This is a genomic window from Clostridiales bacterium, assembly GCA_017569285.1.
Lineage (GTDB): Bacteria > Bacillota > Clostridia > Christensenellales > Aristaeellaceae > Aristaeella.
The window spans coordinates 494,262-509,063 of the sequence record CP069419.1 but is presented as its reverse complement, the minus strand read 5'-3'; the positions used below and the strand labels follow the sequence as shown (position 1 = coordinate 509,063).

Below are 14,802 nucleotides of genomic sequence, written 5' to 3'. Positions count from 1 at the left end.
ACCGGCAAGCCCCGCTTTTTGCGGTATCTGATACTTTTTTCCCGTTTGAGCAAGTTTGTCATTTTGGGCACAAAAAAACCCGGAACCCATTGATACAACGTGCTCCAGGCGATGGAGCTGATAGCCAGATTCGAACTGGCGACCTCATCCTTACCAAGGATGCGCTCTACCGACTGAGCTATATCAGCGTGCTGTCTTGCGACAACGAACGAATAATACCACAACGGCGCCGGTTTTGCAAGGGTTTTTTTCAAAGAATCTTTCTTTTTCCGGCGTTGACATCGGCAGAACGAAAAGATAGTATGGACGTGTATTACCTTTACCATGGAGGATGCCTGATGGAAACGAGACTTTCCCTGCCGGACAAATGGCCGGAGGATTTTGAATATACGGACGAACAGGGACTGACAGACGGGCGGGCTGCGGAGCTGGCTGCCCAGGGACTCGGAAGCGCCCTGCCGGAAGCGGACGTGAAGCCATTCCGGAAGATCCTGCGAGATAATCTGTTCACCCTATTCAATATGCTGAACTTTGCGCTGGCTATCTGCCTGCTGCTGGTAGGCAGTTACCGGAATATGCTGTTTATCCTGATTGTGGCGGCGAATATCCTGATCGGGACAATCCAGGAGTACCGGGCGCAGCAGACCATCCGGCGGATGCGGCTGCTGAACGCCCCGCGGGTGAACGTGATCCGGGAAGGCAAGGAGAAGGCGGTTCAGCCGGGTGAAGCAGTGAAGGGCGACCTGGCGGTATTCCGCGCGGGCGACCAGGTGATCGCCGACGCAATCGTCGTATCCGGCAGCGGACTGGCGATGGAATCCCTGCTGACCGGGGAGAGCGACGCGGTGCCGAAAAAGGTGAACAACTGGCTGTATTCCGGCAGCTATATCACGGAGGGGAAACTGACCGCCCAGCTGGTTTATGTGGCGGATGAAAGCTATGTGGGCCGGCTGACCGGGGAGGCCCGGAAGAATACCCGGGCAGGATCCCGGCTGATGGAGGAACTGAACCGGCTGATCCGGATTGACAGCTATATCCTGGTTCCGCTGGGCATCCTGCTGTTTGTGAAACAGCTGATATTGAACGGAACGGGCGGAAATCCGCTTCCGTTTGCCGAGGTGGCCCGGGAAGCGGTGCCCGCGTCGGTGGCGGCGATGATCGGGATGATTCCGGAAGGACTGATCCTGCTGACCAGCATCGCGATGGCCGTTGGGGTGATCAAACTGGCCAGGCGGCAGACGCTGGTGCAGGAACTGGCCGGTATCGAGACCCTGGCCCGGGCGGACGTGCTCTGCCTGGACAAGACGGGGACCATCACCACCGGCGAGATGGAAGTGAGCCTGATTGAGGGCGTGGACGTTTCCGGCACGGAAGCGGAGCATGCCCTGGCACGGTTGCTGGGCGCGTTTGATGAAAAGAGCCCGACGCTGGATGCCCTGCGGAAAGCGGTGGAGCCGGGTAAAGAGGTTCCGAAGGCAGTTGTGCCTTTTTCATCCGAAAGAAAGAAATCCGCGGCTTCATTCCGCGACGGAACCGCGCTGATCCTCGGTGCGCCGGAATATGTACTGGACCGGATTCCCGATGGACTGCAGGAGCGGATCAGCGGCCTGACGGCGGAAGGAAAACGGGTAATTGTCCTCGCGGAAGGCCGGGGAATTGTGACGGCAGAGGAAATGCCGGAGGTGCAGTCCATCTGCGCAATCATTGCACTGACCGACCAGATCCGGCCCGGGGCGGAGGAAACGCTGCGTTATTTCCGGGAACAGGGCGTGGAAATCAAGGTGATCTCGGGCGATAATCCGCAGACCGTATCCCGGATTGCCCGTCAGGCCGGCCTGACCGGATGGGACCGACAGGTGGATGCCCGGGAACTGGACACCCCGGAGGCCATTGCAGCGGCCTGCGAGCAGTATACCGTATTTGGACGGGTGAGTCCGGAACAGAAAAAACAGCTGGTGAATGCCCTGAAGGAAAAGGGACACAGCGTGGCGATGACCGGGGACGGTGTAAACGATATTCCGGCCCTGAAGAGCGCAGACTGCTCCATCGCCATGGCCGGCGGGGCGGAAGCCGCCCGCCATGCCGCCCAGCTGACGCTGATGGAATCGGATTTCAGCGTGATGCCGGAAATCGTGCTGGAAGGACGGCGGGTGATCAACAACATCACCCGGGCGGCAAGCCTTTTCCTGACCAAGACGCTGTTCAGCTTTTTCCTGAGCATCCTGATGATGTTCCTTCCGGGACTGTATCCCTTTGAACCGATCCAGCTGACGCTGATTTCCTCGCTGACGGTGGGGCTTCCCGGATTCTTCCTGGCGCTGGAACCCAGTACGGAACGCGTAAAGGGCAGTTTCCTGCGGACGGTGCTGTTCCGGGCACTGCCGGGCGGGATCGCCGTGGCCCTGTGCGCCACGCTGGCGATCCTGCTGACCGGCAGATACGGATGGAGCCGGGAGGTTGGATCCACGCTGGCCACGCTGAGCGCCGGGGTGGTGGGCTTTGTGGTGCTGCTGCGCACCTGCCTGCCGCTGAACGGACGCCGGACCGCGCTGCTGGCGGCTGTGGCCGGGGCGTTTACGCTGGCGGTGATGATTGCCGGATCCATATTCAAGCTGGTGCCGCTGGACGGGAAGGCCATGACGGTATTCCTGCTGCTGGCGGCGGCCGGATGCGCCATCGTGGTGATATCCGGAATCCTGCTGCAGAGGTACCGGAAAGCATCCCGCTGAGCCGCCGGGCATGTTGTATTTGACGGATTGATTTGGTATAATATATCAAAATGACACAGGACTGGTGAATGAATTTGAACATGCTGAAACGACTGACTGTGACGGTACTGGCGGCAGTTATTTTCTGCACGGCTTTTTTGATTCCCGCAGCCGGTGCGGAGACAACGCGCGTTGAGACAACTGAAAACGGCCGCGTGGTGAAAGCCATATGGCAGGACGGTGCCGGGAATACCGTGACCGGTCCGGACGGCTATGCGGAAATCCGCTACAAATACGGCCGGGGCACCGTGACGGAGCAGTATTTTGATGAAAACGGGGCACCGGTCACTGCCCGCGGCGGTTATTACCGGAAAATGATTACCCGGGACGGCAAAAACCGTGTGACCGAAATTGCCTACCAGGATGCAAACGGCGAACTGATGCTGAACAGCGATGGGTATGCCCGGGTGACCATGCTGTACACCTCCTTCGGGGGAATGACCTTCCTGCGGTACTTCGGAACGGGAAAGAAGAAGGTGACGGTCCCTTCCCTGGGATACGCGGAGATTGCGACGGTATATACCGGAAAAGCAGTGACCTCCCGGACGTGGAACGATGAGAACAGCCAGCCTGTGGAGATTCGGGGCTATGCTTCCATGAAGCAGAAGCTGAACAAGAACTACCAGCCGGTGCGCACCTGGTATGAACATGCGGACGGAAAACCGGCTACCGGCCCCGACGGATGGAGCGTATGCGAGCGGGAACGGGACAAGAAGGGCCGCGTGACCGCAGTGAAATACTATGACGAAGGCGGAAAGCTGACCGACCGCGGCGCCGGATATGCCTGGGAGGAAATCCGGTATGACGGAAACGACGAGCTGGTGACCCGGTACGGAATGGACGGCCAGGCGGTACCGATTGCCGGAGACGCGGTGACCATCCGGTACCGGGAAAAGAATGACCGGATTGTTGCGGAAAGCTACCTGAGCGCCGATGGCGGACTGACCGACGGCCCGCTGGGCGTCTGCACTGTTGCATATGAATATGATCCGGACGGCCGGATTGAGACGGTGCGGTATCTGAACGCAGCCGGAGTGAATGTGCTGTGCAGCCTGGGATACGCAGGATACCGCGAGACGCGGGACGCAGACGGTGCAGTATCCGGCCGTGTATACCTGGGAACGGACGGAAAAGCAATGGAAATCCCCGGCGGCTATGCCGAGGAACGATATAATTACAATTCAATAAAGGAACTGACCGGAACGCGGAGATACGACCTGAACGGAAACGTTGTACCGTAAGAGCGAGGAGGCGGAAGATGGATATCCGGAAACTGAACGCTCCCTATGAGATTATCCGGATTGACCCCTGGCTGGAACCCTACGCGGGGGATATTGGGCTCCGGATGGACCGTTTTAAGGAAAAACGGCAGCAGATCGCGCCGGACGCGGAAACGCTCGCCGGATTTGCAAACGGCCACCTGTTTTTTGGATTTCATCGGACCGGGGACGGCTGGGTATTCCGCGAATGGCTGCCCGGCGCAGATGAGGTGTACTTAACCGGCGATTTCAACGAATGGAACCGGGAAAGCCATCCGCTGACGCGCGGGGAGAACGGCGTGTGGGAAATCACGCTGGACGGGAAGGACGGCCTGGAAAACGGCCAGTACGTCAAGCTGTGGATCCGGAAAGGACAGGACGGATTTGAACGCCTGCCGGCATACAGCACCCGGGTGAGCATGGACGAAAAGAGCCATACGCTGTGCACCCGGGTATGGGATCCCGGAGAGGAATACCCGTGGACGGACGCGGACTTTATGCGCCGGAAACCGGACGCCCCGCTGATCTACGAGGCGCATATCGGCATGGCGCAGGACCGGGAGGGGATCGGTACCTACCGGGAATTCGCAGACAATGTGATACCGCGCATCCTGCACCTGGGCTACAACACCATCCAGCTGATGGCAGTACAGGAGCATCCGTACTACGGTTCCTTCGGATACCAGGTGACGAACTTCTTTGCTGCGTCCCACTGGTACGGAGAACCGGACGACCTGAAATACCTGATCAACAAGGCGCATGCGGCCGGAATCCGGGTGCTGCTGGACGTGGTGCACAGCCACGCCTGCCCGAACGTCGGGGAAGGGCTGCAGCTGCAGGACGGTACGGACGAACAGTATTTCCTGAGCGGCGGCGAGGGCTGGCATCCCGCATGGGGAACGAGGCTGTTCAATTACGGCCGCCCTGAGGTGCTCCATTTCCTGCTGAGCAACCTGAAATTCTGGCAGACGGAATACCACTTTGACGGTTTCCGGTTTGACGGCGTAACCAGCATGATTTACCGGGATCACGGGCTGGGATCCGCGTTTACGAATTACGACATGTATTTCAACATGAACACGGATATCCAGGCGCTGAACTACCTGCAGCTGGCCAATGAACTGATTCATGAGGTGAACCCGAACGCCCTGACGGTGGCGGAGGACATGAGCGGAATGCCCGGCATGTGCCTGCCGATTGCGGAGGGCGGAATCGGGTTTGATTACCGCCTGGCGATGGGAGAGCCGGACTACTGGATCAAGCTGCTGAAGGATACCCGGGATGAAGACTGGAACATGAACGCCCTGTGGCATGAGATGACCACGCGGCGGCCCCAGGAAAAGGTGATCGGCTACTGCGAAAGCCATGACCAGGCACTGGTCGGGGACAAGACGATCATCTTCCGGATGGCGGATGCCGAGATGTATACCGGCATGAACAAGGATTACCATACCCTGACCATGGACCGGGCCATCGAGCTGCACAAGATCATCCGGCTGTATACGATGAGCCTGGGCGGAAACGGATACCTGAACTTTATGGGCAATGAGTTCGGCCATCCGGAATGGATCGATTTCCCGCGGGAAGGGAACGGATGGAGCTACAAGTACTGCCGGCGGCAGTGGTCACTGGTGGACAACCCGAACCTGAAATACGAGTGGCTGAATGAATTTGATGCCGCCATGATCCACATGGCCCGGGAACACAACCTGCTGGATGATCCGAACGCCGTGAGCCTTTGGATTGACCCGGAACGGAAGATCATCACCTTCAGCCGCGGAAAACTGCTGTTTGTATTCAACTTCCACAATTCCTATTCCGAAACGCATTTCTTCCTGCACGCGCATACCGTGGGTGAAGGAAGCTACCGGGTGATCCTGAGCAGCGATGAGAAACGCTTCGGCGGTCCCGGAATCATTGACCACGATTATATCTACCACACCGGGTATACGGAAGGGCGCGGACTGGGCTTTGACGTTTACAGCCCCTGCCGGACGGCCATGGTGCTTGAAAAGACGGAGGATTAAGGGATGCAGTTTATTACGGAAAAGAACGCGCTGATTGCGCGGCGGGCGGGTGAAACCCTGCGGATTGAAGGATGGGGCCGTGACAGCCTGCGGGTGCGCGCGGTGATGTACGACGGATGGACCGGGAATGACTGGGCCCTGACGGAAACACTGGAAGAAACGACCTGCGAGGTGCAGACCGGCAAGGATACTGACGGCACCCCGTGCGCGCAGATCCGGAACGGACGGCTGACAGCCACCGTGAATTTTGCGGGAGTGATCAGCTTTTTCCGGGACGGCGCGCTGATCCTGCGTGAATACTACCGCTCCTACGGTGGAACGATTTCCCGCGGGAGCCGGTGCCTGAAAATCGTGAACCGAGAATGGAAGGGATGCATCGGCGGCAGCGAATACCAGCTGACCGTCCGGTTTGACGCCAATGACGGGGAGAAGATCTTCGGCATGGGCCAGTACCAGCAGCCGGAGATGAACCTGAAGGGCAGCCTGATTGAGCTGGCCCAGCGGAACAGCCAGATTTCCGTACCGTTCATGGTCAGCAGCCTGGGCTACGGCCTGCTGTGGAACAATCCAGCCGTTGGCAGCGTGACATTTGCCAACAACCGCACGGAATGGATTGCCCGGAGCACCCGCCAGATGGATTACTGGATTACCTGCGCGGACAGTCCGAAGGAGATCCTCCGGAACTATACCGGCGTGACCGGACGGGCGCCTGAATTCCCGGAAAACCTGATGGGCCTGTGGCAGTGCAAACTGCGTTACCGCACCCAGGAGGAAGTGCTGACGGTAGCACGGCAGTACCAGAAGGAAGGCATCCATATCGACCAGATTGTGATCGACTTCTTCCACTGGACGCTGCAGGGTGACTGGAAGTTTGACAAGACCTACTGGCCGGATCCCAAAGCCATGGTGGATGAGCTGCACAGCATGGGAATCCGGGTGATCGTTTCCGTATGGCCCAGTGTGGACCGGAAGAGCGAGAATTTCGGCCCGATGATGGAGCAGGGACTGCTGATCCGCACGGAGCGCGGCGCAGCCCAGACATACGATTACCAGGGCGACTGCGTGGAGATTGACCCGTTCAACCCGGAAACCCGGAAGTATATCTGGGAAGTATGCAGAAAGAACTATTACGACTTCGGAATCGACGGGTTCTGGCTGGACAACTCCGAACCGGACTACGGGGTATATGACTTTGAGAACTACCGCTACTGCGCCGGACCTGCGCTGAGCTGCAGCAACATGTATCCGCAGATGTTCTCCCGGGCGTTCTTTGAGTCGATGAAGGAAGAAAAAGCCGGAACGCCGGTGAACCTGCTGCGCTGCGGCTGGGCCGGCAGCCAGAAATACGGCAATGTGATCTGGAGCGGCGACGTACCGAGCACCTTCGAAAGCTTCCGCGAACAGCTGCAGGCCGGACTGAACATGGGCCTGGCGGGCATTCCGTGGTGGACAACGGATATCGGCGGATTCATGACGGATGACGTGAATGATCCGGATTTCCGCCAGCTGCTGATCCGCTGGTACCAGTTTGCCGTATACTCCGCGGTGCTGCGGATGCACGGCGACCGCGGCCCGTACGACATTCCGCCGCTGGATGACCGCGACTGGGGCGGCGGATACCTGCATACCGGCCAGCCCAACGAGCTGTGGAGCTACGGGGAAGAAAACTACCGGATCATGCGGAAGTACTACGATATCCGCATCGCGATGCATGACTACATCAAGGCGCTGTACCGGGAAGCGCATGAAAACGGATCTCCCCTGATCCGCACGATGTTCTACGAATTCCCGGAGGATGCGAAGTGCTGGGAGATCCAGGACCAGTATATGTTCGGACCGGATTACCTGGTGGCGCCCATCCTGTATCTGAACGCGTTTGAACGGGACGTTTACCTGCCGGAGGGCACATGGGAGAACGTCAATACCGGGGAGACGGTGCAGGGCGGATGCACAATCCACGTGAACGCGCCGATCGATGAGATTCCGGTTTTCAGAAAGAAATAAGCCGCAGGAGTTTCGAATAAAAAAGGAAGCAGGCGCTGTTCAGGCGCCTGCTTTCGTTTTGCGGTCCGGTTGCATGAGATCAGGCATCCGGCCCGAGCTTTCCTTCCGCCCAGTGCTTCCGGCACAGGGCGGTATAGCTTTCGTTGCCGCCGAGCATGATCTGATCGCCGGCCTTGATGACTTTTCCGTTTTGCACCCGGGCGTTGAAGGTGGCCTTTTTCCCGCACCAGCAGACGGTTTTGATTTCCTCAATACTGTCCGCCCAGGCCAGCAGCCACTGGGAACCTTCAAACAGGTTGCCGCGGAAGTCCGCCCGGAGACCGTAGGCGATGACGGGAATGTGCAGTACATCGACAATATACACCAGGAGCTCCACCTGGGCTTTGGTGAGGAACTGGGCTTCGTCCACGAGGATGCAGTCGTATTCCTTCGCCACTTCATCCGTGAGCTCTTCCATGAAGATGCACGGCGTGGTCAGGCCGGAACGGGAGGCTACCACGCGCGCCCCGTCCCGCGTATCGATTTTCGGCTTGACCATGAGCGCCTTCTGGCCGCGCTCCTGGTAATTATACTGGACCATGATGGCGTTGGCGGTTTTGGATGACCCCATTGCGCCATAACGAAAGAAAAGCTTAGCCATATTCCTGCCCCTTTATCCGGATATTTTCCTGCTGAAATTATATATGAAGCGGGACCTGTTTTCAAGGGGACATGCCTTTCGAAAACCGGACGGAACAGCTTGACGGAAAAGGGATTTCAATGGTATGATCTGCACAGAACAAGGCGGCCGGAAGGCGCTTTCCCACAAGGACGGAGGGACATACCATGAGCAAAAAACTGGAAGATTATGTGGTGACAATACCGGATTTCCCGGAACCGGGAATTATGTTCCGGGATATTACTTCGGTGATTCAGGATCCGGATGGACTGAAGCTGGCGGTGGACGGGCTGGCCGGCCTGCTGGAGGACGTGGATTTTGACCTGGTGATCGGGCCGGAATCCCGCGGATTCATCTTCGGCGTACCGGTTGCGTACCTGCGCGGAAAGGGCTTTGTGCCGGTCCGCAAAAAGGGAAAGCTGCCCCGCGAAACCGTGAGCCAGAAATATGACCTGGAATACGGACAGGCCGAAGTGGAAATGCACAAGGATGCCATCCAGCCGGGCCAGAAGGTGGTTATTGTGGATGACCTGATCGCCACCGGCGGATCCGCGGAAGCGGCGGCCAAGCTGGTGGAAAAGCTGGGCGGACAGATTGTGCGCATGGTTTTCGTGATGGAACTGGCCGGGCTGGAAGGCCGGAAAAAGCTGGCCGGATACGACGTGCAGTCCCTGATTGTATATCCGGGCAAATAAACAGGCATAACAAAAGGGTGGAGGCAGCGCCTCCACCCTTTTCTGTGTATATCAGCTGAAGGAAATGGAATTCATAATGGAATCGATGAGTTCCAGGGCAGCGGCGTCATCCCCATACCAGATGAAATAGATATTGACCGCATTTCCGGAGGCAACCCAGGAGTATACCATCCAGGGGCCCTGGCTGTCCGAACCGCGGGCATAGTTCATGCGGACTCCGTTGATTTTGACACGGCCGGATTCTTCTTCAGATCCGGTAAGCACCTGGAACGAATTGTCGGACCCGGCATAGGAGACATAGACTGCCATATCGACCGAACCGTCGGAATAATGAAGCTCAAGGTCCGGATCATCCGCGGATGACCTGGATACCTTTGAAAAACTGTCCGGCAGGGTCAGCGAGAAACCGCCGGCCGAACAGGATACTGTATCGGCACTGGCAAGAACAGTCACCGCGGCCAGCAGGACCGTGAGCAGCAGAGCAAACCATTTCTTCATCCGGAAAGCCTCCCTTGGGGGGTGTTGCGTTCAACCATATAACGTATCATAACCGAAAATCATTCCGGAATCAATAAAAACTATTTACCTGCCTATACAGAGATCAGAATGCACCGGGCAAACCGGACAATAAAACAGACTTCGGTCCGGAAAGCAGAGGGCGAATCCGCCGCAGATGCTGCAGATAAAAGCTAAATATTAATAATTTTTCAAAGCGGAAACGTTTGCATCCATAGACAGTCTATATTGAATATGATATCATGCTCATGTCACCATTTCACTTTCGCCATGTAACAATTGAATTCTTTGGGGTGATTCATCCATGAAGAAGACGAGAATAAAACAAGTATCCGCAATCCTGCTCGCGGCAGCTGTTTTGTGCTTTTGCGGCGGTATTGTTTCCGGAACATGTGAAAATATCTATACCGTGAATGAATGGAACTTTGTGGACAGCTCCATGGATGTGAGCGGCGGGATTCCGGAGGATGCTTCTGGTGTACTGGCCCGGATCCGCGAGCGGGGCGTCCTGCGGGTGGCGACGGAACCGTATTATCCGCCCCAGGAGTTTATTGACCCGGGCTTCGACGGACAGGACAAATACCGGGGCGCGGACATGGAACTGGCCCGCCTGATTGCCGAACGGATGGGCGTTGAACTTCATATTGAAGAAATGGAATTTACCGAGGTCCTGCCGGCGGTTGCCAACGATCAGTGTGACCTTGCCGTTTCCGCGCTTTCCTTTACCCCGGGGCGGGCCTCCAGCCATACAATGTCCAAAGGGTACTATTTTTCCGATATTCCCAAGACCGTGATTATCATCCGGGCGGAGGACGCTGCGGAAATCACATCGGTGGCGGACCTGGCCGGCAAAACGCTGGCCGCCCAGCAGGGATCGCTGCAGGAAGCAATGATGGCCGCGAATGTATATGTTTACAAAGAATTCCGCCGCCTGTCCCAGGTTCAGGAAGTATACAGCGCCGTTGCGCGGGGAACCGCGGACGCAGGCGCCGCGGATGCGGAAACCGCGATTGAATACCTGGCGAACAATCCGCAGGAGGGACTGATGATTCTCCCCGGGGTTGAGTTCTATCTCCAGCGGGAATACCTGGGTGACCGGATTGCGGCCCGGAACGGGGAATATGAGCTGATCGCCTTCGTAAACGGCGTGATTGACGAAGTGCTGAAAAACCAGCTGTATGATGAGTGGATCGCGGAAGCCCGGGAACGTGTACGCGAACTTGGAATGTAAGCGGAGGGAACAGGCATGAAAAAATATAAATTTCCCCTGTTCTGTGTATGGGTTGTGCTCTGCCTGCTGATGAATTACGGCGGGCGGATGCTTTCCACCCACCTGGCCCTTCCGGTATGGCTGGACGCCATCGGAACCGTGCTGTACGCCTATGTTGCCGGCCCGCTGTGCGGCGCGGTGCTCGGCCTGACATCCAACCTAATATACTATGTAACATTCGGACACAACTGGATTTACGGAATCATCAGCATCCTGATCGCTGTGATCGTCGGCATTGCAGCCCACCGGAAAAAGATGGACGACCTGTTCGGCATCATGACGGTGGGCGGTATCATGGCGCTTGCGTGTACGGCTGCCTGCGTCCCGCTGAACTATTTTATGAATAACGGCAGTACCGGCAACATCTGGGGCGATGCAGTGATCGGATACATGCAGGAGCTCTCGCTGCCGTATGTACTATGCCTGTCTACCGGGCAGCTGTATGTGGAAATGCTGGACAAGCTGCTGATTATGCTGCTGCTGTATATTGCGGTGTGCATTTCCAAAATCCCGAGAATCCGCCGGATGCTCCGGGAGATCAAGGTGATCCGGCGGAAGACGGACGGTAATACAACCCAAGCCGCGAAAACGCTTGCCCTGCTGCTGGCAGCCGGGATCTGTGCGGCAGCGGTTCCCGCGCCGGTCCGGGCAGAGACGGAAAAGACCGATTTCAACGATTACGTACAGACCATCTATTCCAGCACAAACGGACTGCCCTGCGGAGAAGCGAACGATATCGCGCAGACCAATGACGGCATCCTGTGGATCGGTACCTATGCCGGACTGTACCGCTACAACGGGCGGGAATTCCGCTGGATGGACTATGAGTCGGTTCGAAATGTGAATACCCTGTATGTGGATGAGGAAGGCCGGCTGTGGATCGGGACCAATGACAACGGGCTGTCCATCGCGATCAACGAGCAGATTGTGAATGTGATTGACCAGGCCAGCGGGCTTCCGAGCAATTCCGTGCGGGATATAGTCTGCAGTTCGGACGGATACTACTATATCGGTACAACGAGCAGCATGCAGGTGCTGACCATGAATTACGGCCTGCGACAGGTGAACACGCTGGCGGAGATCTACTATGCTGACGACATGGACGCGGACCGGGAAGGCCATGTCGCCACGGTGACATCCGGCGGCACGCTGTACCTGCTGCAGGGCGGGACGGTGCTTTCCTCCCGCCAGATGACGGATGGGAAGACCGTGTTCAAGAGCTGCGAGTTTGACACAAACGGACACCTGATGGCCGCAACAACCGGACATGAGATTTATGAATTTGACATCAGCCGGGGCTGGTTTGACGAAATCGGCGTGCTTTCCACCGGAACGCTGGAAAGCATCAAGGATATCGACCGGATGGACACCGGGGAGCTGCTGATCACCGCGGACAACGGCGTCGGAGTGATCCGGCAGGACGGTACGTTTGACCGGGTCAATACCAACAAATTCAACAATTCCATTGACAAAGTGATGGAGGATTACCAGGGCAACCTGTGGTTTACGTCCTCCCGGCTGGGCCTGCTGCGGCTGGCTCCGTCCGATTTTCGGGATATATATACCACAGTTGGCATGGACAACCGGGTGGTGAATACAACGGCCCTTTGGCAGGGCACCTATTATTTCGGAACGGACAAGGGACTGGACGCGGTGGATGCCGCTTGCCGGAACCGGGTCACAAACGAACTGACGGAACAGATGAAAGAATCCCGGATCCGCTGCATGATCACGGATTCGGATGACCACCTGTGGATTTGCACCTACAACAACGGACTGTTTGAAGTGGAACCGGACGGTACCCAGCATCAGTACAGCGGGATCAGCGCCGGATTCGGAAACCGCGCGCGGGTGGTGACCCAGCTGTCGGACGGAACCATCCTGGCGGCAGGGGACACCGGAATCATCTACATCCGGGATCACAAGATCGTCAACCGGATCCTGTATTCCAGCGGGATGATCCATTCGATGATCCTGACCCTGACGGAACTGGACAACGGAATCGTACTGGCCGGAACGGACGGAAACGGGATCGCGGTGCTGCGGGACGGAAAAGCGGAGCGCATGCTGACCCGTGCGGACGGACTGGGTTCTGAAGTCGTCCTGCGGACGATCCGGGATCCCGGGGGCGACGGGGTATTTATCGTTACCAGCAACGGGCTGTGCTACATGGACACGGATGCGTCCATCCGGAAGCTGGACAATTTCCCGTATTTCAACAATTACGACATCTGGATCCGGGAACCGGACACCCTGTTTGTGATGTCCAGCGCCGGAATCTATGTGGTGAACCGGAACGAACTGCTGAGCGGCAAGGCGGAGATCAGCTATGAACTGCTGGACTCCCGGCGCGGACTGAACAGTTCGCTGACCGCGAATTCCTGGACGTTTTTCAATAAAGAAACTGACGAACTGTTCCTCGCGTGCGACACAGGAGCATTTGTGATCAACACTGCCCGTTACTCTTCAGACAGCCAGACATACCGCATGAGTGTTCCATCGGTCCGGATGGATGGCGTTATGCACCGGATGGAGCGGGGAATGCCGCTGACAATCGGCCGGGGCGTGCACAAGCTGGAGCTGTATCCGGAAGTGGTGAACTACACCATCCAGGATCCGAACGTGGGATACAAGCTGGAAGGCTTTGACCGGGGATGGACCATTGTTCCGCAGAACAGCCTCGGGACGATTACCTATACCAACCTGCCGGAAGGAGAGTACAGTTTCCGGCTGGCAGTATTTGACAACAACCAGGAGAATATCCTGGCAGAGCGTTCCTACGAAATCATCAAGGATATGGAACTGCATGACCGGCCGGGATTCGTTATTTACCTGCTGACGATTCCCCTGTTCTCGGTGGGCTGGCTGATCTGGCTGTACTTTAAACGCCGGAACCAGCGCGTTGAACGGGAACTGGCCGAAGCCAACCGCCGGGTTGAGATGGGCAAACAGACGGTGGCCGCCATCGCAAAGGCGGTGGACGCGAAGGATGAACGCACCGGAGGCCACAGCCAGCGCGTTGCGGAGTATTCCCGGCTGATTGCCAAAGCCTGCGGGATGAACAAGGATGAGTGCCAGGAAATTGAATGGGCGGCAAGGCTGCATGACATCGGCAAAATCGCAATTCCGGACGCCATCCTGAACAAGGACGGCCGGCTCACGGATGAGGAGTATGCCCGCATGAAATCCCATACGCTGGAAGGCGCGGAAATCCTGAAGGATTTCACGCTGCTCAAGCATGTGACGGAGGGCGCGGAGTTCCACCATGAACGGCCGGACGGAAAAGGATACCCGAAGGGGCTGAAGGGAGATGAAATTCCCTTATATGCCCGGATTATCGGCGTGGCTGATGCGTTTGACGCGATGACCGCCACCCGCGTTTACCGGAAGCAGATGGATTTCAGCTACGTACTCGGTGAACTGGAAAAAGGCCGGGGGACCCAGTTTGACTCGAAATATGTGGATATCCTGCTGAACCTGATCCATACCGGTGAAATTGATATCAACAAGATGTACGGGATTCCGGCGGAGGAAAGCACGCAGGCAGAACCTGCGGAAAAGGCCGCAGGGGCGGCCGATGCTCCGCAGGGAAAGGAGGCATGAGA

9 protein-coding genes and 1 tRNA gene are annotated in these 14,802 nt (G+C 57.3%); 7 read left to right on the top strand and 3 right to left on the bottom strand.

Translation table 11 applies throughout. The annotated features are described in order from the left end of the window. Window positions 1–112: 112 nt before the first annotated feature. Window positions 113–188, bottom strand: a tRNA-Thr gene (locus tag JNO48_02320). A gap of 150 nt (window positions 189–338) precedes the next feature. On the opposite strand from JNO48_02320, the gene JNO48_02315 reads away from it, so the two are divergent. The 4 genes from JNO48_02315 to JNO48_02300 all read left to right on the top strand — a co-directional run bounded on the left by JNO48_02315 (window position 339) and on the right by JNO48_02300 (window position 8,058). Beyond that, the gene (locus tag JNO48_02315) at window positions 339–2,729 is read left to right on the top strand and encodes an HAD-IC family P-type ATPase (protein QTE68766.1); all 2,391 of its coding nucleotides are present in this window, start codon (window positions 339–341) and stop codon (window positions 2,727–2,729) included. Window positions 2,730–2,809: 80 nt separating this feature from the next. Then, window positions 2,810–4,009, top strand: a complete 1,200-nt coding sequence (locus JNO48_02310) for a hypothetical protein (protein QTE68765.1) — start codon at window positions 2,810–2,812, stop codon at window positions 4,007–4,009. A 17-nt stretch (window positions 4,010–4,026) separates the two neighbouring features. Further along, window positions 4,027–6,054 carry an alpha amylase C-terminal domain-containing protein gene (locus JNO48_02305; GenBank protein ID QTE68764.1) on the top strand — a complete coding sequence of 676 codons (2,028 nt, stop codon included), beginning with the start codon at window positions 4,027–4,029 and terminating at the stop codon, window positions 6,052–6,054. 3 nt (window positions 6,055–6,057) lie between these two features. Further along, window positions 6,058–8,058, top strand: a complete 2,001-nt coding sequence (locus JNO48_02300) for a glycoside hydrolase family 31 protein (GenBank protein QTE68763.1) — start codon at window positions 6,058–6,060, stop codon at window positions 8,056–8,058. A gap of 79 nt (window positions 8,059–8,137) precedes the next feature. Here JNO48_02300 and JNO48_02295 read toward each other — a convergent pair whose 3' ends face one another. Then, window positions 8,138–8,698, bottom strand: a complete 561-nt coding sequence (locus JNO48_02295; GenBank protein QTE68762.1) for a thymidine kinase — start codon at window positions 8,696–8,698, stop codon at window positions 8,138–8,140. A gap of 185 nt (window positions 8,699–8,883) precedes the next feature. On the opposite strand from JNO48_02295, the gene JNO48_02290 reads away from it, so the two are divergent. Continuing rightward, entirely contained in the window at window positions 8,884–9,411 is a 528-nt protein-coding gene (locus JNO48_02290) for an adenine phosphoribosyltransferase (GenBank protein ID QTE68761.1), read from the top strand. Window positions 9,412–9,462: 51 nt separating this feature from the next. Here the strand turns inward: JNO48_02290 and JNO48_02285 are convergent, their stop codons facing one another. Beyond that, window positions 9,463–9,909: a hypothetical protein gene (locus JNO48_02285; GenBank protein QTE68760.1), complete on the bottom strand. Its 447-nt coding sequence runs from the start codon at window positions 9,907–9,909 to the stop codon at window positions 9,463–9,465. A 322-nt stretch (window positions 9,910–10,231) separates the two neighbouring features. On the opposite strand from JNO48_02285, the gene JNO48_02280 reads away from it, so the two are divergent. Together JNO48_02280 and JNO48_02275 are read left to right on the top strand one after the other, a co-directional pair. Continuing rightward, the gene (locus JNO48_02280; protein QTE68759.1) at window positions 10,232–11,158 is read left to right on the top strand and encodes an amino acid ABC transporter substrate-binding protein; all 927 of its coding nucleotides are present in this window, start codon (window positions 10,232–10,234) and stop codon (window positions 11,156–11,158) included. 15 nt (window positions 11,159–11,173) lie between these two features. Then, window positions 11,174–14,800 carry an HD domain-containing protein gene (locus JNO48_02275; protein ID QTE68758.1) on the top strand — a complete coding sequence of 1,209 codons (3,627 nt, stop codon included), beginning with the start codon at window positions 11,174–11,176 and terminating at the stop codon, window positions 14,798–14,800. The last annotated feature ends 2 nt before the right edge of the window (window positions 14,801–14,802 follow it).